This window comes from Selenomonas sp. GACV-9 (genome assembly GCA_900116485.1).
GTDB lineage: Bacteria > Bacillota > Negativicutes > Selenomonadales > Selenomonadaceae > Selenomonas_A > Selenomonas_A ruminantium_G.
This window is the reverse complement of record FPAX01000004.1, coordinates 25,791-48,708: the sequence shown is the minus strand read 5'-3', so window position 1 is coordinate 48,708 and position 22,918 is coordinate 25,791. Positions and strand designations below refer to the sequence as shown.

The window sequence follows — 22,918 nt, the reverse complement described above, 5'->3', positions numbered from 1 at the left end:
AATAAACTTTATCCATATTCATCTTAGATATAGACAGTAAACAAAATCAAAAGTATAGTTACAAAAAACTCTACGATAACCAAACGACATAATCAATCATTCTTAATATAATCAATACCACCGTAAATTCTTCTTTTAGGCACAAAGAGAGAATTTACGACACTGTGCTCAGGCTTATACGACGAAGATTTTATCTGCATGATATCTTCGAACAAATATATCATATCATCCGTCATAAATGGTTTATTCACAGCCGCAATGATTGAATCGCGCATGGATTGATGTGTTGACCAATACTTTTGCGATCCCCAAATAAACATTGGTACTTCAACCATATGTGGACTTCTTTCATTCTCACCACTATGCCCAACAAAATTTCTTCCATCATCATACACATCATTGCCATGATCAGAAATATAAATTACAACCGCATTGTCGTTTTTAAAACGCTTAATGATTTCATTAAGAACATAATCTGTATATAACACACTATTTGCATATTCAGCTCGTGACTTATTCCACTTTACATTATCAGTTCCTTCGTCATTTTCATTAAAAACATTGAATTCTGCAGGATAGCGCATAGAGAACACTTCATGTGATCCTTCAAGATGAATAATATAAAAATTCTTATTACTATCACTAGACTTTGCCTTATCTAATAACGACAATACTTCCTCATCAAGCGGTCTTGTCAAGGAACCTGTCCCACCACCTTCAACACTTGTAAAATCATAATAATCACAACGATTAGCCAGTATTCTATCGGTATTGCCATATTTTCCCACAGGACTTTGATTTGATATCCAAGCGGTATGAAATCCAGCTTTTTTAGCAACATCTATTATATTTGCATTATCATACCATTTACCTTGATCATTTTTATCTGTAAATGTAAATATCAATTCCATCGCCTTAGTAGTATAATTAGCTGGGGCTATTGTATCTCTAAATAGATACGCCTCATTATCATGTACCCAACTTGACAAAAATGGAGTATTATTCAGATGATAACCATATGCCGACATCTTATTTCTGTCCACGGATTCGCCTAAGACAAAAATCACATTCAAGTCGTCACTATCATTCTCTGTTATCTTTTCTTCACTATTATCAAAAGATAATGTTATACGCTCTTCATCCCCCAAAGAATCAATAGCAGCATATGTATCCATGCAAACACGATTTATCAGTAATCCTCTATAAATATTCTTCTCTAATAAACCAAACAATCCAGTTCGATAAACATTAAAAAAGAACACTACTGCCCCAACAGCTCCCAAAGCAAGCAGCAGATATGACAAACCAGCATGTATATTATCAGCCCTTTTCACTTTTATAACTTTATACGCTATGCCACATAATATTATTAAATATATTAAAGTCCGAACATCTAATAAATACAGCTCTAGAAATTCACGTACAGTGCTAGGACTTGTCCCCAATACTATTTCTATTTTTGCTTGATCAAATATGGAATTAAACTTAACTAAAAGGACAATATCGACCAAAAACAGAACAAAACTGCATAACATCAGCAGATACAGAAACATCCGTGCTATCTTTTTATATCTTTTTTCCACAAAGCTAGCAAACAAAACCACAAATATGCACCAAGAACATACCAAAGCTTCGTAACCGACAAATCGTACAATAGAATAAAAAATATCATTTATCGGAGGTATAAGATAACAAAATGCCGTCGAAGAATTTGTCAACAACAAAAATATAATGAACTTTATTTTCCTATTTATTAATTCTAACATTTTACCTCCTACACCAACGACAAATCTTATTATCGCACCTATGTTTTTCATAAACAAAAAAATTTAAATATTGATTATAGATATATTTATAAATACCAATATTCATAAATAATGACCTTATAAGCTGTTTATATTTTTTAGGTTTCGTTTTTTTATTAAAAGATAATTTTAATTCTCTATAAACGCGTTCATCCTCCTGTCTACAGGCAACTGAGTCAGAAGATACACCACTACCATCAAAAAAAACTATATAGTCACTAACAAATTTTATTTTTATATCGTCATCATAATAGCACTGTAAAAAAAATTTATAATCAGCAACTATTTTATAACTCTCATCAAATTTATATTTATTGTATATAGATTTTTTTACGAGCATTGCTGCATGCGGCACCATACCGCCTCTATAATTATCTTTATTTTTAGCAAAAGCATTACTGTATTTGAATTGTCTATTTCCGTCTACTATCACATACTCACATGCACTTAATATATCAATATCATTACTCAACTGGGAAACTATAGATGTCAACGATTCATCATTACAAAAACAGTCATCAGCACCAATAATCTGAATATAATCACCATTTGCATGTGCAATCCCCTTATTCATCGCATCATAAATACCATTATCCTGTTCACTAATCCAACACGTTATTTTGTCCTCATATTTTTTTATAATGTCAACTGTACCATCTGTAGATTCCCCATCTATTATTATGTATTCATAATTATTATATGTTTGATTGAGCACACTTGTAATTGTTTGTTCAATTGTATTTACCGCATTAAATGAAACTGTAATTATACTAATTTTCGGTCCCATACTAACTCCTTTCGTTAATATTTTTATATATAAGACGATATTTTTTCATAATATTTCTCATATCAAATTTGTTTATCTTTTTCTCATCAGCACAATATGAGCATCTATCTTTAATACACTTTAAAATAATTTCCGCCCATTGTTTTGTTGTTTTCTCTAATGATATCCTTACCTCTAACCCCATGTCAGTATTTTCTGGAATCGCATCTGAAACAAAACATAAACAATCCATTATCTGTGCTTCTAATAAAGCAATACCAAAGCCTTCCGAAATCGAGGGGAAAATCATATAATTGCTCTCTGCTAACAATTGATACTTATTGTAATCATGTGGATAAAAGGTAACCAAATTACTCAACATATTTTCTTCAACATATGAGCGTAATTTTTTTTCATCATTACCATATCCCATAATAGCTAATCTTGCATCTGGTTCTCTCAAAGAAATCTCTTTAAAAACTTCTAACATAAATAGTTGATTTTTTTGATAACAAAACCTTCCTATGTGCACAAATAAATATTTTCCATCAGGTGTTTTATATTTTCTCTTTTCCTGTAACCACGTATTGACTTTTATAAAATTATTAATCACCAATACATCATTATCATCTCCATATAAATATTCATTTGCTTTTGACGAGCAGCCAATTTTAACATTTGTATATCTTTTAAATATCATCCTCAAAACACTTGTATATAATTTATAACATTTGGTTTCCGAAGGATCTGCACTATTATGACAATGAGATATTCTTACATTTATACCTGACAAATAAGCCCCAAAATTACAAAGAAAACTTTCAAAATAATTATGACAATGGATAACATCATAGTTGCCATATTTACGATTTATACAAAAGATAAATAACGGTAATCTAAAAATCCAAAGTATTCTGTCTAATTGTGCTATATACTTGTTATTCCCTTGATATATTGGGAATGCAAAAATACGTCCACCAAATTTTAAAAATTCGTCTTTATAATAATCATCACCATCACCAAAAACTACCAAATCGAAATCACAATCTGGCATATTAGCGATAATATTCATAAAAACATTTTGAACGCCACCATTCGAAAGGTCATTACAAGACACCTGTAATACTTTCATTTTATCTCCTCATAATATAAACTTGTTGCCTCCAAAAGAAACACAAAAAACAATCTATATAATGGACTATTTCCCATACCAGTAACCAGTCCCCCTATTATCAAATAAAACAAAAAAGTTTTTAAATCATATTTACGCTTTACAAGACCGTTTGTATTTAACAATACAATCCATGATATCATACCAACAATTCCTATATTAGATAACAAAGTAGCTGTAATAGCATGCGCTGTTTGTGCACCGATTCCTAATCCCCAAATACAATTATCCCAAAATATTCGAAAACAAACAAAAACACTTGTTAATCTTGAAAATGTTGACATCCCCCCAGTTGTCCCCAGCACAGAAACCCCCTCTCCATTCATCAATGAATCTAATATACTTATAGCAGCTCCCAGCCTAATTCCATAATAATTGTCAGATTCCACTAGAATACTTACCAACCACCATCCAAGTGCTACTATTAACAGTAATTTAAATCCACCTTTTATATATGATTTAATCGTATTATTATGTTGTACTCCAGATAAATACCACATAATAAGTGCAATACTAATACACCATATCGATGTAAATCCTTGTGAAAAATACATCAATATAAACACTAGTATAAAATATAACAACTCTCTACCTATATTTAAATTATTCTTTAAACTATTGTATCGATATATTACTAATCTAACAAAAAACAAATTTAATAAAGATAAGACAAAATGTGACGGCTCTCTTGTTGCCCCTTGGAGCGATACCAAATCATTACGTTCTAGCACATAATCCACAGTTTGGTCAACTTCGCCAAAGAAAAATTTCACCATATCATATGGCAAATTCTCAAAATGGATAATATTTTTTAGCACAAATTCAAATATTCCCCAACATACTATCGCCAAACTGAACCAATAAACTTTTCCAAGCACATATATTAGATCATCCTTAGTACAAATCACCTTAAATGCTAACACAATAAACAACCAACGAATTGTTCCCCATAATGGAACAATATAATTTTCAATGCTAAACGAATACTTGATTAGTCCTACATCTCCTCCTACATACTCATCCCAAGTCGAATTTTTAGGCAATATCAATCCATCATAAGGAAACATATATTGAACAACTATTCCTAATATAACAATTATCAAATATGTGCCCCCCGCCAAAAACAGTCTTTCCGGCATCTTTTTTCTTTGGACAAATAAGATATATATTGAAAAAATTAATAGAATATACGAACATATAACCGAACAACTTTTTCCACCATCTTCCCCCCAAAAATATTTCAAATAATATCCCTGAAAATAAGTCATTTCCAATATTATTTCCACGGAAACTAAATTTATATATTTTTTATGTAACGTATCTTTTTTTATAAAAATAAAGATTACAATTATTGTAAACAATAATGAAAAAGGTGGCATATACAATACTCCTACAATCTAATCCAAGAATCAGGAATTATATCTCCAGATCGAATATTTCTAAACCATTGACGTGGCGCAATAACTGTTTTTACATCATTATTATTTAACCAAGCCCCCCACCAACTAAATGTACTATTAGGTATCACAACACCTTTACATAGTGTCATAAGATACATATCTACCCAGCTAAATCTACCTGTATTCCAATCTACGAATTCAGCATTAATATCATCATACTTATCTTTACAATAAGGAATATCATTCGAAAAAATAATAAACATTGGCTTTGAATATATTCTATGCATTTTATTTATAGCTCTTGTATAATAATCATCATCCAATGCATCATAAATATTATTATTCAAATAATCTCCGCGGCGGATATGTAAAGCAATCGATTCAGAAGTTACAATTTTTTTTATCAATTCTCTATTATTTACTTCATCACCCACGTAACTATCATTAAATTTAAATACATTTTTTACTTGTTCTTTAATTGATAAAAAATATTGTTCACATTGGAAATATCCTGCAAAATATGTATTATCCTTATACATCAAGCTTTCATCAAATAGAATAGAATCTATCGCTTTTCTTTGATAAATAAAACTTTTCTTAGCATTAAATATCTGGCGCAATCTTCCATATACATCATATCTTGTATATCCTAGCTCATTACATTCATCTATAGTAGCAATTTTACCCGACAAATCTAGGCAAAAAACATCTTGTATTTCCATTTTTTTTGAATGGTATTTCATCCATGAAATATCATATTTAACATCTATACCTCTTTGTTCAACGGCCAAACCAAAAGCATATTGAAACATTTGGTTACCCAAGCCACCCATAAATCTAACTATAATCACTTAAAAGTGCTCCATTATATCAATTAATCTTATTTTTATTTTTTTTAAAATAGCTTTTCCACCTTTACTATTTGTACCACGCAACACATCATAACTTGCAATCTTTCTCTTATCTCTTGTCATTATCTCCATCGGATATGGTATTTCCCAACCTTCAGGATAAGCATATCCCGGGTGCATTAATTTATATTCATGACTACATATATATTTATTTAAATGCGACTCATCATGCCATTTAGCAATAATGCCATTACTATAATCATTCTTTATATTCCCAGCTAAATCTCTTATCAAATTTATAAATTCTTTCTTACTACCTCCTTCCAAACATCCTTGTACATATGTCTTTTTTTCCTTATTAGACACATAAGCTAAGCTATTAGGATTTTTTTCATATGGATATTTATTTACTCTTTTATTATAATAACCCGGATGTTGCACTACTAGCAATTTGTTTATAGGCAAAAAATCCACATCTATATCCTTGACGAAAATATAATTTGCATTAAAAAAGAAAATATAATCATATTTCTCCAATTCAGATTCCATATTTAAAAAAATATTGAATCGAAACAAAGTATTTCCAGGCCATCCCAAGTTTTCTTGAGGTATCTTTTTAACATTATCAGCATCTTCTTTATATATATGTTGTGCATCTGTAAAAATGTAATAATCTTTTTTTATACTTTTAATAAAATGCATCTCTGCCGATAAATAAAAATCTTTCCAAAAAACATCATATTTCCCCAACGCAATATACAGAATCGCTATTTTCATGTCCAACAGCTCCGTTTTCTCCATTTTCTTATAATAAAACTTGGCAAAATGCAAAATAATAGAGGCTTAAGAATATATAGAGCCCCTTTGGATATGACTCCCATTTCATAAAACCCGATAATTCTTACCATCATTTCATGTAGTCTGTATAATCTTTTCCTTTTGGCATATCCCATTTCTCCTTCTCGGTATTGCAACAACACTTTCGAAATATTGGCACCATACTTTCCATGGCCATATAATCTCATCCATAATTCGTAGTCTTCTGTACGCAAAGCGATTTTTTGTGTACTGTAAAAATCTCCATTTGCAAATACTTCGCGACGGAACATCATCGTTGGGTGAACATAAGGACTGTTATACAAAAAATCTTCTCTTTGAGGAAATGCAGGCACTGTTCTATGCCCCCATACGTTACTGTTATCATCTATATAGTCAATACAACTTCCTACGAACATATACTCTTTGTTATTATTCAAAAAATCCAGCTGATCGCGGAATCGGTTTGGTAAGCATATATCATCGTCATCCATTCTCGCTATAAATTGTCCACATGCTACTTCCAAGCAACGATTCAAAGTGGCCGCCAACCCTAAATTATGGGAATTATGAATCATTCTTATACGGTTATCCATACTTTCTACAGCGGACAATATATTGCTGTACTCAGCCTCAGATCCATCATTACAAATAATGAATTCAAAATCAGTAAATGTTTGTGCCAACACCGACTTAACAGCTGCTTTTATATATTGTTCTCGTGGATTGTATGTTCCCATAACTACTGAAATCAAAGGTTGTTTCTTTTTATTCACATTAAAAACCTGACCTTCTGTAAATATCAAAGACATTATCAACAATATCCTCAATAGCAAACTTCTTGCTATGAGAAATATTGAATTTTCGCATTGTATTTTTTTGCGTATCTGTCATGTTATATATCTTGCGCAAACCAGCAGCAAAACCATCAGCGTCCAAGGGCTGAAATCTATATCCAGATTTTTCGACGACCATGCAATCTTTAGGTCCTCTAATATCCGAAACAAGAACCGGCAATCCAACGCTCATCGCCTCTACCGTAGCCATAGGCAATCCCTCTCGACGAGATGTGAACAAAAAACAATCCGCCATATTTAAAAGTTCTGGAACATCTTGTCTATACCCCAAGAACAGTACTATATTTTCCATACCCAGGGCCCGTACCTGCTCTTTTAATTCCTGTTCACTGTTACCGCTACCACACAGTATATAAACACTGTTCGGGATAGCAGCCTTATAGAAAGCCTCTATAGCTGTGTGCTGATTTTTGTTTCGATTCAATTCCGCTACTGTTATAACCACAAAAGCATCCATGGATATACCAAGTTTTTTCCGCATAATATGCTTAGTGCAAGGCGGCAAATCAAATCTGTGCAAATCACAGCCAATACTATTTATCCGATGAACATTACCGGGTATTCTCAAAGGAAACCGCTTTGCCGCTTCATAATCTTCATGATTGACCGTCAATAAACAATCCGTGTATCGCGCCAAAAGCCATTCCACACCACGATACACTATATTCCTATACCATTTATTCCCCTGAAAAAAGTGAAATCCATGACATATATATACAATTTTGCTTATCGATACATTTCGCCCGGCCATACGTCCCATCGCACCGCCTACTGGTGTATTGCAAATGATAAGATTATACTTCTCTACATCAATAATTTTTTTTAGTTGTTTATACGCAACGATATTTTGCCATGATAATGGAGTCCTGGTAAAATTAATATCGTAATACTTATCACAACCAGGAATGTTCAAGTCATCCTTAGGTGTAAAATCATTGTGAGCCGCCACATCCACTTGCCATCCTAAAGATTTAAATTTATTTATATATGGCAAATGAAATTCATTTATATGAGTTTTTACAACAGTAGCAATGAATAGAACCTTTTTCACTTAAAAATCTCCAAAAACATCTTTACCAATATCATACTTATCAACATCTAATGGCTTTTGCACGCTACCTGTACCTTCAGTCGCACTCTTCGTAAATAACACCTTTACCGTCTGGATAATGATAGCCAAATCTGTGAGCATCCCGCATTTTTCGATATACATGAGGTCATAGACTAATTTGTCAAAAGCCGTGGTGTTGTATTTACCATAGACCTGTGCCATACCAGTTATGCCAGGTTTTACATTATGTCGATATGCATATTCCGGTGTTTCCTGTACAAACTTTTCCACAAAAAATGGCCGTTCCGGCCTAGGCCCTACTATGCTCATATCACCAATGACCACATTCCAAATCTGGGGCAGTTCGTCAAGTCTTACCGTTCTGAGAAAATTCCCCAGCTTGGTAATTCTTGGATCATTTTCCTGCGCCAGCATCGGGCCGGTATACTTTTCGGCATCTACCCGCATCGTGCGAAATTTATATACTCGGAATTTCTTGCCATTCTTGCCCGTTCGGATCTGACTATAAAGGATTGGCCCTGGATCGAATATTTTTATCGCTATCGCCGTGAGAACCATAAAGGGCAACGCACAAGCAAAACCAATACCTGCCACTACAATATCCAGCAGTCGTTTCAATGTACGAACTTCCAAACTGGGGTAAAGGCTCGGAGCGCGGAATACGGGGATATCATCAATCTTATCCAGCACCGCACCTGTACAAAAGATCTCATATGTATTGGGAACCAGCAGCACTGTTTTGCCAGCTTTATGACAATAATTTATAACTGCTACTTTGTAGCGATGCCGCATTTCCGGGCAAAGGATGATGACATCTATCTTTTCGGCCGCTTTACGCCAATCACTTTGTTCCATATCTGTACAAATATATTTCAGTTTCAGCTGGAGCTGCGGCTGTAACCGCAGCCGATTGTATACATGATCACATTCCCCAGGACTTCCTATAAGCATCACCGTACGGCAGCTATGAAGTTTTTGCTCTAATCGCCAGCCCATATAACGCCATACTGTCAGCAAAGCAATCTGCAAGATAGAGCTCACGGCTATCACACCACGAGAATACGCAGATTCATAGAAAAAGAAGCTCAATGCCATTACCAGAATAAAGGTACATAGCGTAGCCACGACGGTGCTGAGGATAATCTCCGCAAATCGTTTCCTGGCAATAGAATAGAGGCCATTGATATTCAGCAATAAACCACTGATAACCATAATGACAGGAAGCATCCCCGAATACAGATAGATATTGGCAAATATGATTTCACGGTTCAGGACAATACTTGTCGCCAAGATATACGCAACAGAAATCAATATCATATCGCCTAAAAACAGTATTAACTTACGTGATTTAGGGAATCTGCGTGTTCGCAAGTAAACCGCTCCTTTTACGCCTCTTCTCGTTTATACTGGACTAAACCATAGCCAAAGCTGATCAGGCAGCCGATTACAAAGCCGATAGCAGCGATGAGTTTCTTGCGCGGTGCGGCTGGTTTATCTTCATCGGGGAGATTTGCTGCATCGATAATCTGGATGTCCATGGATTCCATGGCTTCCTGAATCTTGTCCTGCTCACACTGCTGTACAAGACTCAAATAGATTTTCTGCTTGATTTCCGAATCACTTTTGAGCTGTAGAAAGTTCATCATGTCATCAGGCAGTTGCCCAAGTTCCTGCTCTTTCTCGCTTTTCTTAGCCTTGATAGCTGTTTCACTGGCACTGGCAGCACTTTCTTCTGCCTGCGCTACCGCCTGACTTTTCAGCATTTCCATCTGAGCTGTATTGAGACTGGCCGCATTAGATTCTACTACCGCGTTTACTTCCTCAGCCAATAAACTATGAAGGTCTTTGAGCTGATTCTGCACAGCTGCTACATCCGGATGTTTATCCGTCATTTTCTGCTGCAACCCAACAAGCTCAACCTCTTTTTCAACAATCTGCTTTCGAATTTCCTGAACCGTTGGGTTATCGTTAATGTTGTAGTTACGCGATCCCGATTTTTGTTCCCTAAGCTTCTGCGTAGCCACCTCATTCTGTGCCTGTGCTGATTTTTTCTGTACTTGCATTTCACTGATAGCCTTATCAAACGCAGCCAGCTGCTCGATGGCTGCTTTGGCCTGATCATCCGGGCTGTAAATCTTATGTTCTTTCGAGAACTGTGCTAGTTTCTGATCAGCCGCATCAGCTTCTTTTTTCGCATTCTCAACTCGTTCATTGAGGAACGTTACGAGCAGACTCTGCGTCTGCTGACTGTTCTCAGTCTGCATCTTAAGGAAGTTATCCACCACTCCCTGCGAGATCATCTGCGCTTCTTCCGGCGTGCGGCCTGTAGCCGTTACCGTGATGAGATTTGTCTGCTTGGTATTCTCGATTTTGAGATGCCCTTTCGCAAACCCCCTGGCCTCCGGCTTAGCTTTCTCATTTGGCCAGTCCATCTGATCAATAATTGGCTCTATAACACGACGCGATTTCATAAGCTCGATATAACTAAGCGGCGATGCAGCGGAACTGCTGCTTACACCAATATTGATGCCCATAGCAGCTGCCATCGCTGCAGCTCCACCGATGTCTTTCCCCGCGCTTCTAGTCTGCACAAGGGTCGTCGATTCGTACTGCTTCGGCATCATCAACGCTGCTCCCATGGCGACAATGGTGCAGCCGGCAATAATGCCGCCTACTACCTTCCTCCGCTCCAGCATGATCTGCATGAGTCTGCCCAGGTCGATGCTCTCTTCGTTTTCCATATACTTGCGTCGCTCCTTTTGTTTCATTTTATTTACTTCATATTCGCACTATGTCTCGTATTGCAACTTCTATTATATGTTTCATTGTGAAGCAAGTCAATATTTCATAATTCAATACGGCACAAAATCATGTTTTATCGGAAAGTTTCCTTATAATATATGTAGATTTCTGATAAGGACGTGATGGTTATCAATAAACATTTGCTGGAATGGCGCGAATTGCACGATTTGAAGCAGCAGCAGGTTGCCGATGCGATTGGCGTCAGCCGTTCTACTTATGCAAATTACGAGGCAAGCAAGCGGTCACCGGATATCGAGACGCTGACGAAGCTGGCCGATTTCTATGGCATAACGCTTGATGCCCTGGTTGGTCACAAAGCGAAACAAACCAGCGAGATGACACTGCCACCGCTTGCCCGGCAGATGCTGCAGAGTTTCTATAAGCTATCGAAACATATGCAGCAACATTACGCAGCGCATATGGCACTGGATGTGGAGCTTGAATCCGGTGCTGGGGTAGCGAAAACTTCATATGATACTGTGGCCGAGAAAAACACAGACAAAAAATAGGCATTTCGATTGCATGAACATCGAAATGCCTATTTTCTTTACCTAAAACGGTTTGTTTATGATATAATTGTAACTATTGTATCGTACAGTAAAACAACCAGCTATATATAGGAGGTTATCGCGATGAATAAACTCGGTTTTATCGGCATGGGCAATATGGCACAGGCGCTGGCTGAAGGTTTTATCAAAGCAGGGGCTATCGATAAGGCGAAGGTCTTTGCCTTTGCACCGAATCAGGAGAAGCTGCAGAAGAACAGCACGCGCATCGGCTTCACGCCGTGCGCGACGCTGGCTGACCTTGCTGCCGCAGCTGATACGCTCGTCATGGCCTGCAAGCCGTATCAGATCGAATCCGTACTTGCCGATCTCGGCAATAAGCTCGATGGCAAGGCGCTGATTTCGATTGCTGCCGGCTGGGATTACGCCAAATATCAGCAGCATCTAAAGACCGCAACGCGCCTGCAATTCGTCATGCCAAATACCCCCGCCATGGTTGGCGAGGGGGTGCTATTGTTTGAGGAAACAAATTCGCTAGACGATGACGAGCGTGCCGAAATCATGCAGCTTTTTGCCGCCGTCGGGCTTGTCCAGGAGCTGCCGAGCTCGCTTATGGGCATCGGCGGCACGGTCACAGGCTGCGGCCCGGCCTTCGTCGACCTCATGATCGAGGCCTATGGCGATGCTGCGGTAAAATACGGCATGAAACGCGCTGATGCCTATCGACTGATTTCCCAGATGATTCTCGGCTCGGCTAAATTGCAGCTCGCCACCGGCGAGCACCCGGGCGTACTCAAGGATAACGTCTGCTCCCCAGCCGGCACCACCATCCGCGGCGTCACGGCACTGGAAGAAAACGGCTTCCGCAATGCCTGTGTAAAATCTGTTGAGGCCATCATGGAACGATAAACACTCTTCTTATTGATTTGTTGCGAAATAGCTATATTGACGAATAGATATGATGATGCTACAATGAATGTAGTATTTAGATATGGACATATGTTGGCCATAGAAAAAGCCCTTGGGAGTGATGACCCCAAGGGCTTTTTCGTGTACCGTGATGATTGGCACACCTCGCTGGTGCCACAATGGCTGTGCTTTCTTACAGCCCCAGCATCTGCAAAATCAATGTACCGAGAATACTCCCGATAATACTGACAAGCAGCTCAAGCAGTATTTTAGATATGAACAAATTGCTGACCTCCCTCCCTTGCCAAATTAGCTTGATGAGGGCTGTGGCTATACCAGTATATCATATAATCAGCATGTCATACCTGATTTATCTTCATCAAAGCAAAAATCCTTCCCCGCCGGGAAGGATTTTTTTACTTCTTTTTCTGACCATAGTAGGCATTCGGGCCGTGCTTACGCAAGAAGTGCTTGTCGAGCAGGGCCTGCGGCATGGGGTCGCGGTCGCCGGTGAGCATTTGCGTGTGGAAGGCCATCATGGCTACTTCTTCGAGCACGACGGCATTGTGGACGGCGTTCATGCAGTCCGTTCCCCAGCAGAAGGGGCCGTGGTTCTTGACAAGGACAGCGGGTACATAGTCGGGATTGATGCCGTATTTCTTGAAGCGCTCCACCGCTACGACACCCGTATTGTATTCGTACTCGCCCTGGATTTCTTCCTCGGTCATATCACGGGTGCACGGAATCTCGCCATAAAAATAGTCACCCTGCGTCGTGCCATAGGCGCGCACCCCCTGTCCTGCCTGGGCAAAGATCGTCGCCCAGCGCGAATGGGTATGCACGACGCCGCCGATATTGGGGAATTCTTTGTAGAAGATGCGATGGGTCTCGGTATCCGACGAGGGATTGAGCTCCCCTTCGACCTTGTTGCCTTCAAGGTCAACTACCACCATATCCGCAGGTTTCAGCACATCGTACTCCACGCCTGACGGCTTGATGACGAACAGGCCTTTCTCACGGTCGATGCCTGAGACATTGCCCCAGGTAAAGGTAATTAAATGGTGCTTTGGCAGCAGCATATTGGCTTCATAGACTTTCTGTTTGAGTTCTTCGAGCATTATATTTCCTCCCCGTTCATTCCGTCAGCTCGTAGCGCGCGATTTCATTGGTCTCGCGGTTCGCGCCGATGACTATGTCCTTGCCTTCATGAACATAGTGTAGCACATTCGCTGCACCACGGCCACGATCAAGCTCCTGAGCCTCATAGCCATCTTTCCCATAGGTAAAAGCCAGTAGCAGCCGATCGCCCTTGCGGTTGCCGATGATCCAGGCCGGCTTGCCGCAAATATCGCCGCCGAAAATCGCATGGAGGAATTCGAGTTTCTCCGGATGGGTGTAGGCCAGCTCGAATTTACCATTCTTTTTCTCATAGATATTCACGGTATCACCATGGAACGGCGCAATCGCACAGAGTTCTTCCTCGCCGTCGCCATTGAGGTCCATGAGCACCGCATCACTGGCCGCATCGGTGATAAGCTCCTCGATGCGCCACTCACCCCCTGCCGTCTGCGGCGGGAATACCTGCAATACGCCGCCATCGAAGGATACGATGCCACTCGTGGAGCCATCTTTTTCCATATGACGGTAATAGCCATGGTTCTTGAGCATATTGTCCTTGATTGGCGTAAGCTGGAGTTGGTTGTCATCATTATAGACTGACAAGTCCTCGGGCAGCTCCGCCACAAAGAGCTTGCCCGGGAAGCGCCAGTCTTCCTTGTACTCATGGTCGGATTTCAGGGCGCAGGCAAGGATGTAGTTCTTGCCACCAGCTTGCAGGATGTCGAAGCGATGGACGAACGGCAAATCACAGAGCGTGCGCACTTCCCAGTCATCCTTGCCTTTCGGCGTGACCACGACAATCGACGCCTCCTTGGAGTCGTTCGGCGAGTAGAACTTGCGCGTGGCGAGGAACTGGCCATCGGTGCCCGGCACTTGTACCATGGTCATGACGCCGCCGGGGCCTTCCCAGACCGTTTCCTCAATCTTGCCATCCAGACTGATCAAATAGCAGTTGTTGACCTTTTCGGCTGCACAGAGGAAATGATCCTTGCCTTGATAGTGTAGCATGGCCAGCGAATAGCATTTCTCCAGCTCTCCGATTACTTTTTTATTGACATTGAACATAATTATCCTTCTTTCTCATTCTGCCTTATCCAAATACGAACGCAGAAAATCGTTAGCTTTCTGCAATTCTTCGCGCCAGTCCGTCTGCGGGTCGTACCAGAACTCGCCGACAAATCTCCTGACGCCAAGCTGCCACGATTTATCGACGATTTTCCGGAAGTCCACATGGCCGGTGCCAAAGGGAATCTCGCGATATTTGCCCGGTACGGTCTCCTTTAGATGTACGGCCACGATATGGCCGCGGCCCGTCTCCAGGTCAGCGGCCACATCACCATCGTAGAGCAGCGCAGCATTGGTGATATTGCCTGAATCTGGATAGACTCCGAGATAAGGCGAATCGACCTGCCGCACATAGTTCATGGCTTTTTCCACCGTATCCATGAACGGCGTCTCCATCGTCTCAAATCCCATCTGGATGCCTTCGGCCGCCGCCATGTCGGCGGCCTTGCGCAGATTCTGCAGGAAATCCGCCCGCGTCTTGTCCGTGCCTTTCTCATAGTAGACATCATAGCCAGCCAGCTGGATCGTGCGGATGCCCAGCTTTGCCGCCAGGGCCACCGCCTTCTGCATGATATCGAGGCTGCGGTCCTGTTTCTGCCTATCGGGGCAGCCCAGCGGGAATTTGCGATGGCCACTCAGGCAGATGGAGCGGAACGGCACGCCGGTTGCCCGCATGGCGGCGCGGACTTCATCAATTTCCCCATCGGTCATATCAAGCCGCGCCAGTTTCGCATCGGTCTCATCAATACTCATTTCCACATAGTCAAAGCCAGCGTTCTTAGCCGCCTGTAATTTTTCCGCCCAGGTCAGGTCACCGGGCATGGATTTTTCATAAAGCCCTAACTGATATTTGCTCATTTTTCCTTCCCCCAGTCACAAAAAAGGCATAAAAAGGGCTGCTGCACTTTGCAGCAGCCCTGCTGATTCTCAGCTATTAGCCATTGACGATATTTGCCTGGATTTTCTCTTCCATTTCCTTTTCGGCCAGCAGATTCTTGAGGCCGATGACCGTAGCCTTGGTTCCCGTGAAGGTGCCCACCAGCGACTCGGAGCAGAACACCACATCGTAGTTGTTGGCCTGGGATTTGGCATCACCAACATTCGTATGATAGATTTCTGCATCAAGGCCCAGTTTCTTGAAGACCTTCTCGAGTTTCATCTTGATGATCTGAGAAGAACCCATACCCGAACCACATGCAGCGATAACTTTCAATTTAGCCATTTTGAAGCACTCCTTTATAATCACAAAACGAATTTCTACAATCAATCAATGACGACTTCATCCACAGGTACGCCCTGTTTCTTGGCGAGGATTTCCTTGTATTTATCAAAGTCCTCAGCAATGACGAAGTAGGTATCCTTGTTGCGCTGATAGAGGATCTGCGGGATAGCCAGCAGCAGGATGACTACAGCGGCCACACCAACGTATTGCAAGTTCTCCATGATGACGCCGATGAATGGCCAGACAGCATCCCAGTCAAAGTTGCCATGCCAGCCGCCGAAGTTACCCGTCGTGAAGTGGTAAGCGGCAAAACCACCACCTAATACCTGGATGATACCACTGCAGAAGGGAATGATAGCTGCGGCGCGGATACCGCCGAGACGGTTGGCAAAGACAGCAAAGGTTGCGTTATCGAAGAACAGCGGCACGAATCCCGAGATGATGAGAATCGGGCTGTTGAAAACGATAAGCCCCATGATGGCCAGGAACTGGCCAAAAGCACCAAACAGGAAGCCAAACGTTACGGCGTTCGGATGACCAAAGCCATACGTTGCGGCGCAGTCGACGGCCGGAACAGAACCCGGCAGGAGTTTCTCCGAGATACCCTGGAAGGAGTTCGTGAGCTCCGATACGAAGGTACGGACACCAAGCTGCAGGATAGTCAGGTAAACAGCGAAGTTCAAAGATTTCTCAAGGATATAGAACAGGAAGTTCTGATTCTTGCCAAAGCCCTTATCGATCTGATGCATGAGGTCCGGGCCCAGAATCGTGATGATTGTACCGAAGAAGATGGTCATGAGCACGCCGGTTGCCACCATGTTCTCATTGAAGATGGAAAGGAAGCCCGGCAGTTTGAGGGTTTCGAGGGATTTTTTCGGATCGCCGATTTTCTTGGCAATCTTGGATACCAGGAAGATACCAAACATCTGCTGATGACCAGTAGCGAAACCGCCGCCCTCGGTGAGCTTTGCCACTGGCTCAACGGTGAGGTTCGAGGCCACAGCCCAATAAGTACCAAGGAGAATACCGAGCATCACGACAACCTGCGGGTCCATAAGGCCTGGGAAGCAGAAGAGGACGAGCCACAATGCCGTCGAGGACTGCTGTACCATGACATGACCAGTGATGAACAAGGTGCGGATCTTCGTATACTTACGGAATAGTACCAAGAGGATATTCATGGTAAAGGCAATCAGCAGGACCATCATCATCATGGAGAAGGAACGGCCGATATTCTCTACCGAGGCCTGGGCTGCTGCCTGACCGAAGTACGGGTCGATAACGGCAGCCGACAGCTCGAATCTGTCCTTGAGGCCTGCCAGCACCGGACGGAAGTTGCCGACGAGTCCGCCAGATGCGACATTCAAGATCATATAGCCGACAGTACCTTTGATAAAGCCTGCCAGACACTCATACCATTTCTTACCTAAAAGTGCGTAACCAGCAAAGACGATAAAACCGATGAAGAAGGCCGGTTTCGTCAGGATGTTGTTTTGGAAAAACTCCCAAACGGATAACAAGATTTCCATAACTTACTTTTTCCCCACTTTCGTTTCTTTTCCCCTAAGGGAGCCTCCCCAGACTCCCCTCACTAAAAGCTCTCTTTACGCCTCGATCTGCAACAGGTCTTCCGGTGTCTTGGCTGCCAAGACCTTGGCCACGATATCCTCATCGGAAAGCGTCTCGGACAGCGCCATCAGGTTATTCAGATGGACTTCGTCATCGGTAGCTGCCAATACCACGAAGATGCGGGCATCTTTATCCGGGTCGCTCTTATCAAAGCTTACGGGCTTTTCCGTCTTCATGAAGCACATGGCCGTGCCATTGACGCCGCGGCCGCGCTCTGCATGCGGAATGCAGATATCTGGGGCAATGACGATGTAGGGGCCAAGCTCCTCCACCTTCTCGATGATGATTTCCGGATATTCCTTTTCGATGGTGCCATCAGCCAGCAGTGGTGCACAGGCTGCCCGGACGGCGTCCCGCCAGTCAGCAAAGCCTTCATGGAACGAATAGTGCTTAGTCTCGACAAATTCTTTAAACATCTTGGCTCTCCCCTCTGATTACAGGCAGGAACGGAATGGAATGTTCTGCGGATGCTCGAAGCAATCCTCAAAGCCACGGCGATGGTGGTAGTAGATCTTATCCTTATCCATCGGATAGACATAGCGGCCGCCAACCTGCCAGAAGAAGGGATGGAACTTGTACTCGTTGCGGTCCTTCTTGAAATTGTACAAGAGTTCAATCTCATTGCAGTCAGCCTGGAAGTTCGTCCAGACATCCCAGTGGATGGGTACGACCACCTTGCACTGGAGGTTCTCAGCCATGCGCAGGATATCGATGGACGTCATCTTGTCCTGCATGCCGATCGGGTTCTCGCCAAAGGAACCGAAGGCCACATCGATGTCGTAATCCTTGCCATGTTTCGCAAAGTAAATCGAGAAGTGGCTGTCACCGGAGTGGTAGATGTTACCGCCCGGTGTCTTGAGCAGGTAGTTGACTGCTTTCTCGTCCATGTCGGTGGGGCATTTGCCAGTGAGTTCCTCACGGTCCGGGCCCGTCGAGTCCGTCGTCGTGATGCAGGTGCGATCAAAACTATCGAGGCAGACGATCTCGATGTCCTTGATCTTGATGACATCCCCTGGTTTGACGACCTGGCAACGCTCCACCGGCACGCCCCATTTGACCCAGGTATCCACGGATTTCTGCGGTCCGATGAAGGGAACCGGAATCTCTTTGCCGTTCTCATCCGTCGTCGTCATGCCGCTGTGCAGTACATGGGCTGCCCACTCCGCTGACATATGGTCCTGATGGTAATGGGTTGCTAGCACCGCATCGACCTGCTTGAACGCGAATGGGTCGATGACGAAGGGTACGTTGCGCAGGTTCGGCTGCATCGAGCGGCAGCCACACATGTTAGCCATCTGATGACCAACTTTCATCTTGCCATCGCCGTGGGTACGTTTGCCGTTTCCACACCACAAATCCACGGTCACGTTGGCACCACCTGGCGTCTTGAACCAGGTGCCCGTGCAGCCCAGCCACCACATGGCGACCTGGCCTTCCGGTACTTCGTAGCTTTCGATATCCTCTACCAACCAGGTTCCCCATTCCGGGAAGGTGCTCATGATCCAGCTTTCGCGGGTCATTTCGGAAATCTTACTCATGTTAATCCCCCTAAAATAATCATTTAAGCGTAACTTTATGATTGTTTTGCCGTATTTCCTATCGACACGTCTATATTAGCACATTGTTATGCTCATTTCAAGCACTTTTTCATAAAATAATCAAAATGTGACATTTGTAATATATTTTACGCTCATTATATGATTATTTGATGCTTGATTTTTCCATATCCTTTCGTTATAATATTCATGTAATCATAAATTATATGGATATGATTGTATTACTGTCTGTTTTGCCTATTCCACAAAACTCCCATTTTGAAAGGATTCCATTATATGAAAAATAGTAAAAGCGTAGTCTTTCGCCGCCAGCAGACATTGCTCCGTTTATTGAAAGAAAACAAGACCATTGATGTTGATACAGCAGCTGCTCAGCTGGGCGTATCGGCCACGACCATCCGCCGCGACCTCGTGATGTTCGAGCAGCAGCACCTCGTCACGCGATTCCATGGCGGTGCCGAGCTCATTGCCGGCACATTGAAGGAAGAAGATACACCAACAGCCGACCCAAAGAGCCGTGTCGATGCCGAACAGAAACAGGCCATTGCCCAGTATGCCGCCTCGCTGATTGAGGACGGCGATACGATTTTTATGAATTCAAGCTCCACCACCCTTATGATGCTCGACTATATCAAAGACAAACGCGTCATCGTCGTCACGAACAACAGCAATGCCATCTATTATCCCCACGACTCACAGGTCACGATCATCCTGACCGGCGGTGAGATTTACCAGCGCCGCAAGTCGCTGGTGGGCGAGTTCGCCCTGCAGACGCTGACGAAAATCAATGCTGATAAGGCCTTTATCGGCGTCGGCGGCATCAGCGTCGCCAGCGGTATCACCACCTCAGTCCTGCCAGAGACCGCTATCAATGAGATGATGATGCGCCGCTGCCAAGGCAGCTGCTATGTTTTGGCCGCCCGCCAGAAGATTGGCCGCGAACACAACTTCCTCTCGGGCACCATCGACAAGGTCGATACCCTTATCACCTGCGCAGGTGCCAATGGCGACGAAATAAAAAACCTCCGCGCCAACGGCGTGGAGGTCATAGAGATAAACGAAACGCTTTAAGACGTGGCTGCGGATTTCTTGTCCGCAGCTTTTTTGTCTTTATGTTCCTTATTCCATTGTTGTTCGTATTTCTTTCTGGCGTCTTCCTTTTCCTTCTGCAGTGTCTTATAGTCCTTGGCACTGACATCCTGCAGATATCCTGCCGGAATCACGCGGAAAGCTTTGGGGCGCAGACGGTAGAATTCCTGATAATTGGCCAAAGCCTCAGCCCGCTGGCCAAGCTCTTCATAAATCTGCGCACTCATAAGCCAGCCATAGGGATTCCCCTTATCAGCATCTTTGGCCTTCGCCAGGTCTGCCAAGGCAGCCTCGGTATTGCCCATCATATGATAGACATCGGCGCGGTTCAGATAGTTATAGACGTTCTTGCCATCCATAGCCACAGATTTATCCGAGTCCTGCAGCGCCGCTGTGAAATCCCCGGATATAGCCTTTGCCCGGCCGCGGATTGCATAGTTTTCGGCCTCATTTTCGGGGTTTCTCGCAGCAAATACGCGCTCCATCTGAAACAGGGCCTTATCGGCCTGCCCATAGTCACTATATGTATCACCGTTTTCCCGCATCTTCTTGACCGCCTTGGCTTTAGCTCCCAGTACTGCCTCACGCTGCTCCGCCAACTGCTGCTGCCTTGCCTGCTCCGCAGCCTTCATCTTCGCACGGGCACCGCTTGCCGCCTCACTGGCATAAGCCGCCGTGACCAGCTCCTGCAGCCGCGCACCGGCGCGTTCCGTGCTCAGGAATCTATGCAAGGCCTGATTGATGCGCGTATCTGTAAGGCAGGTCACATTGCCATCGCCATCGGTGCGGAAGTTCCACCCTGCCGGTGAGTCATTATCATGGAAAGCCTTGGCAATCGCGCCTGCGACAAAGTAGGCATTCTCGAGGGTATTGTCATAGTCCCCATCCCAGTCGACACTCAGGAGTTCCTGCCCATCGATATAGACATCCTTGCGGTCCTTGACTGTCACATGACCGCAGCCATAGTCGGTCATCATCTGGGCCAGTTTCTGCTCGCGCTTGTCCGTATCGGGATGGTCGTTATAGTTTTCCTGCTCCTTGAGTTTCGGGTCGGGGTCCTGATATTCGAGGACATTCTGCGTCTCATAGGTCAAATAGCGAGCCATGCGCGCCATAGCCGCTGCACCGCCGCCTGGATTGAACCCGGCACTCGTCATGATGTTGAAACCGCCTGCATCGGCATCATACTCGGTGGGCAGGGTCACGTTCTTGGCAATCGAATAATTGGCCAGCGCATTGAGCTTATTCCAATCCGCTACCCCCGTATCCATATTCAGGAAGGCCATGCCATAGTACTGGGCCACGGCCTTGGCATAGTTATGGGCACTGTGCTGCTCGATGCCATGGGTCATCTCATGGGCAAGCACCGCCGCAAGCTCGTCGGGCTCAAGATTCAAGCCACGCACGAGCGCTTTGTTGACGCTCACATAATTCGTCGGGTAGCAGGCCGCATTGAAATCCTTGCTGTTGTTGACCGTCCAGCAGAACGGCAGGCTGTTTTCCTTCAATACATAGTCGCCCTTCGACACCAGCTGCTGCATGACCTGATTGACGACCTGCACATCGTTGTCATTAGGATCGACACCATTCTGCTGGATATCCTGCCGCTGGCTCTCTATCTGCGCCTTGGCATTGTTGCCGAGCGCCAGGATGCTCGACAGGCTTGACTGATACGCCCCGAGCACACCTAGTGCCTGGGCTGCCACGGCCCAGGCATCAGCCGCCTCAGCCTTCGGCAGGTGCGCAAGCACCGTGCCAGTTATCATGAATCCCGACAGCACCATGGCTGTCAGGCCTCGTTTCCATCGCTTGGTATAGCGCAAAGAAATCACCTCATCTCTGTTAAATATCTATCCTTATTCTATCATACGCATCCTAAAAATAACGTGAGAAAAAGATTTTCTTTTACTTTTTGTCCTTTTGTAACCTAGATTACATACTCTTTTCATAATATCCGATTATAATGAACTTGTCGATGAGAGATATACCTGGTAATCCCCCAGGGGTACGAACTCATTGACGTCCCTAAACAAGAAGGTTTTAATCCCACCCTTCTTGCTTCCCATTTCTCAAATTTTTTATCATCCCTTCCCAGGAAGACCGTGAAGTACAATCCCACTTCACGGTCTTCCTCTTTTTTGTTGCCTAAATTGTTTTCATTATTGCTGAATAATTATCGTAATTTTTCTACTATGCCTAAAAAGAATCAATTTCACCAGCCTTGGCTATTGAAAAAATACTGAATTTTATTTATGATAGAAATATAATAAATTGTAATAACAA

At 43.2% G+C, this 22,918-nt stretch carries 21 protein-coding genes; 3 read left to right on the top strand and 18 right to left on the bottom strand.

The genetic code is table 11. The annotated features are described in order from the left end of the window. Positions 1 to 92 precede the first annotated feature (92 nt). The 10 genes from BM322_RS05470 to BM322_RS05425 are packed head-to-tail and all read right to left on the bottom strand — an operon-like array spanning position 93 to position 11,479. Complete coding sequence (locus tag BM322_RS05470) at positions 93 to 1,766, bottom strand: phosphoethanolamine transferase (protein ID WP_075428902.1); 1,674 nt, start codon at positions 1,764 to 1,766, stop codon at positions 93 to 95. A gap of 1 nt (position 1,767) precedes the next feature. Continuing rightward, positions 1,768 to 2,592, bottom strand: a complete 825-nt coding sequence (locus BM322_RS05465; protein WP_075428901.1) for a glycosyltransferase family 2 protein — start codon at positions 2,590 to 2,592, stop codon at positions 1,768 to 1,770. A gap of 1 nt (position 2,593) precedes the next feature. After that, positions 2,594 to 3,703, bottom strand: a complete 1,110-nt coding sequence (locus tag BM322_RS05460; RefSeq protein WP_075428900.1) for a glycosyltransferase — start codon at positions 3,701 to 3,703, stop codon at positions 2,594 to 2,596. Continuing rightward, a complete protein-coding gene (locus BM322_RS05455) occupies positions 3,700 to 5,121 on the bottom strand; it encodes a hypothetical protein (RefSeq protein WP_075428899.1) in 1,422 nt (473 codons plus the stop codon). The genes BM322_RS05460 and BM322_RS05455 overlap by 4 nt, the downstream gene beginning before the upstream one ends. A gap of 11 nt (positions 5,122 to 5,132) precedes the next feature. Continuing rightward, on the bottom strand, positions 5,133 to 5,993 hold the full coding sequence (locus BM322_RS05450; protein WP_075428898.1) for an alpha-1,2-fucosyltransferase: 861 nt from the start codon (positions 5,991 to 5,993) through the stop codon (positions 5,133 to 5,135). Continuing rightward, complete coding sequence (locus BM322_RS05445; RefSeq protein WP_075429012.1) at positions 5,994 to 6,770, bottom strand: family 6 glucosyltransferase; 777 nt, start codon at positions 6,768 to 6,770, stop codon at positions 5,994 to 5,996. Further along, positions 6,767 to 7,585, bottom strand: coding sequence for a glycosyltransferase family 2 protein (locus BM322_RS05440; RefSeq protein ID WP_177220823.1), 819 nt, complete (start codon positions 7,583 to 7,585; stop codon positions 6,767 to 6,769). The genes BM322_RS05445 and BM322_RS05440 overlap by 4 nt, the downstream gene beginning before the upstream one ends. Position 7,586: 1 nt before the next feature. Further along, positions 7,587 to 8,717 carry a glycosyltransferase gene (locus tag BM322_RS05435; RefSeq protein WP_075428896.1) on the bottom strand — a complete coding sequence of 377 codons (1,131 nt, stop codon included), beginning with the start codon at positions 8,715 to 8,717 and terminating at the stop codon, positions 7,587 to 7,589. Beyond that, complete coding sequence (locus BM322_RS05430; RefSeq protein ID WP_218154608.1) at positions 8,718 to 10,109, bottom strand: sugar transferase; 1,392 nt, start codon at positions 10,107 to 10,109, stop codon at positions 8,718 to 8,720. A gap of 14 nt (positions 10,110 to 10,123) precedes the next feature. Next, entirely contained in the window at positions 10,124 to 11,479 is a 1,356-nt protein-coding gene (locus BM322_RS05425) for a GumC family protein (RefSeq protein ID WP_075429010.1), read from the bottom strand. A 183-nt stretch (positions 11,480 to 11,662) separates the two neighbouring features. Here BM322_RS05425 and BM322_RS05420 point away from each other — a divergent pair, with 183 nt between their 5' ends. Then, on the top strand, positions 11,663 to 12,049 hold the full coding sequence (locus tag BM322_RS05420) for a helix-turn-helix domain-containing protein (protein WP_075428895.1): 387 nt from the start codon (positions 11,663 to 11,665) through the stop codon (positions 12,047 to 12,049). A 123-nt stretch (positions 12,050 to 12,172) separates the two neighbouring features. Further along, positions 12,173 to 12,955, top strand: coding sequence for a pyrroline-5-carboxylate reductase (gene proC / locus BM322_RS05415; protein WP_082334389.1), 783 nt, complete (start codon positions 12,173 to 12,175; stop codon positions 12,953 to 12,955). Positions 12,956 to 13,371: 416 nt separating this feature from the next. Here proC and BM322_RS05410 read toward each other — a convergent pair whose 3' ends face one another. The 7 genes from BM322_RS05410 to ulaG form a co-directional block, all read right to left on the bottom strand. Beyond that, on the bottom strand, positions 13,372 to 14,073 hold the full coding sequence (locus BM322_RS05410; protein ID WP_075428893.1) for an L-ribulose-5-phosphate 4-epimerase: 702 nt from the start codon (positions 14,071 to 14,073) through the stop codon (positions 13,372 to 13,374). A gap of 16 nt (positions 14,074 to 14,089) precedes the next feature. Beyond that, complete coding sequence (locus BM322_RS05405; RefSeq protein ID WP_075428892.1) at positions 14,090 to 15,139, bottom strand: hypothetical protein; 1,050 nt, start codon at positions 15,137 to 15,139, stop codon at positions 14,090 to 14,092. Between the two features lie 15 nt (positions 15,140 to 15,154). Next, on the bottom strand, positions 15,155 to 15,997 hold the full coding sequence (locus BM322_RS05400; protein ID WP_075428891.1) for an L-ribulose-5-phosphate 3-epimerase: 843 nt from the start codon (positions 15,995 to 15,997) through the stop codon (positions 15,155 to 15,157). Between the two features lie 76 nt (positions 15,998 to 16,073). Further along, entirely contained in the window at positions 16,074 to 16,361 is a 288-nt protein-coding gene (locus BM322_RS05395) for a PTS sugar transporter subunit IIB (RefSeq protein WP_033171328.1), read from the bottom strand. A 41-nt stretch (positions 16,362 to 16,402) separates the two neighbouring features. Next, positions 16,403 to 17,890: a PTS ascorbate transporter subunit IIC gene (locus BM322_RS05390; RefSeq protein WP_075428890.1), complete on the bottom strand. Its 1,488-nt coding sequence runs from the start codon at positions 17,888 to 17,890 to the stop codon at positions 16,403 to 16,405. Positions 17,891 to 17,965: 75 nt separating this feature from the next. Continuing rightward, complete coding sequence (locus BM322_RS05385; RefSeq protein WP_075428889.1) at positions 17,966 to 18,406, bottom strand: PTS sugar transporter subunit IIA; 441 nt, start codon at positions 18,404 to 18,406, stop codon at positions 17,966 to 17,968. An 18-nt stretch (positions 18,407 to 18,424) separates the two neighbouring features. Further along, positions 18,425 to 19,528, bottom strand: a complete 1,104-nt coding sequence (gene ulaG, locus BM322_RS05380; RefSeq protein WP_075428888.1) for an L-ascorbate 6-phosphate lactonase — start codon at positions 19,526 to 19,528, stop codon at positions 18,425 to 18,427. A 294-nt stretch (positions 19,529 to 19,822) separates the two neighbouring features. On the opposite strand from ulaG, the gene BM322_RS05375 reads away from it, so the two are divergent. After that, positions 19,823 to 20,617 (top strand): DeoR/GlpR family DNA-binding transcription regulator, encoded by a 795-nt coding sequence (locus BM322_RS05375; RefSeq protein WP_075428887.1) that lies wholly within the window; start codon positions 19,823 to 19,825, stop codon positions 20,615 to 20,617. Here the strand turns inward: BM322_RS05375 and BM322_RS05370 are convergent. Further along, positions 20,614 to 22,458 carry a M48 family metalloprotease gene (locus tag BM322_RS05370; protein ID WP_318254542.1) on the bottom strand — a complete coding sequence of 615 codons (1,845 nt, stop codon included), beginning with the start codon at positions 22,456 to 22,458 and terminating at the stop codon, positions 20,614 to 20,616. The genes BM322_RS05375 and BM322_RS05370 overlap by 4 nt on opposite strands. Positions 22,459 to 22,918: the final 460 nt, after the last annotated feature.

Excerpts from the sequence above, each read along its gene's own strand:
- BM322_RS05470 (WP_075428902.1), bottom strand. The coding sequence starts at position 1,766 with ATGTTAGAATTAATAAATAGGAAAATAAAGTTCATTATATTTTTGTTG.
- BM322_RS05465 (WP_075428901.1), bottom strand. The coding sequence starts at position 2,592 with ATGGGACCGAAAATTAGTATAATTACAGTTTCATTTAATGCGGTAAAT.
- BM322_RS05460 (WP_075428900.1), bottom strand. The coding sequence starts at position 3,703 with ATGAAAGTATTACAGGTGTCTTGTAATGACCTTTCGAATGGTGGCGTT.
- BM322_RS05455 (WP_075428899.1), bottom strand. The coding sequence starts at position 5,121 with ATGCCACCTTTTTCATTATTGTTTACAATAATTGTAATCTTTATTTTT.
- BM322_RS05445 (WP_075429012.1), bottom strand. The coding sequence starts at position 6,770 with ATGAAAATAGCGATTCTGTATATTGCGTTGGGGAAATATGATGTTTTT.
- BM322_RS05425 (WP_075429010.1), bottom strand. The coding sequence starts at position 11,479 with ATGGAAAACGAAGAGAGCATCGACCTGGGCAGACTCATGCAGATCATG.
- BM322_RS05420 (WP_075428895.1), top strand. The coding sequence starts at position 11,663 with ATGGTTATCAATAAACATTTGCTGGAATGGCGCGAATTGCACGATTTG.
- proC (WP_082334389.1), top strand. The coding sequence starts at position 12,173 with ATGAATAAACTCGGTTTTATCGGCATGGGCAATATGGCACAGGCGCTG.
- BM322_RS05410 (WP_075428893.1), bottom strand. The coding sequence starts at position 14,073 with ATGCTCGAAGAACTCAAACAGAAAGTCTATGAAGCCAATATGCTGCTG.
- BM322_RS05405 (WP_075428892.1), bottom strand. The coding sequence starts at position 15,139 with ATGTTCAATGTCAATAAAAAAGTAATCGGAGAGCTGGAGAAATGCTAT.
- BM322_RS05400 (WP_075428891.1), bottom strand. The coding sequence starts at position 15,997 with ATGAGCAAATATCAGTTAGGGCTTTATGAAAAATCCATGCCCGGTGAC.
- BM322_RS05395 (WP_033171328.1), bottom strand. The coding sequence starts at position 16,361 with ATGGCTAAATTGAAAGTTATCGCTGCATGTGGTTCGGGTATGGGTTCT.
- BM322_RS05390 (WP_075428890.1), bottom strand. The coding sequence starts at position 17,890 with ATGGAAATCTTGTTATCCGTTTGGGAGTTTTTCCAAAACAACATCCTG.
- BM322_RS05385 (WP_075428889.1), bottom strand. The coding sequence starts at position 18,406 with ATGTTTAAAGAATTTGTCGAGACTAAGCACTATTCGTTCCATGAAGGC.
- ulaG (WP_075428888.1), bottom strand. The coding sequence starts at position 19,528 with ATGAGTAAGATTTCCGAAATGACCCGCGAAAGCTGGATCATGAGCACC.
- BM322_RS05375 (WP_075428887.1), top strand. The coding sequence starts at position 19,823 with ATGAAAAATAGTAAAAGCGTAGTCTTTCGCCGCCAGCAGACATTGCTC.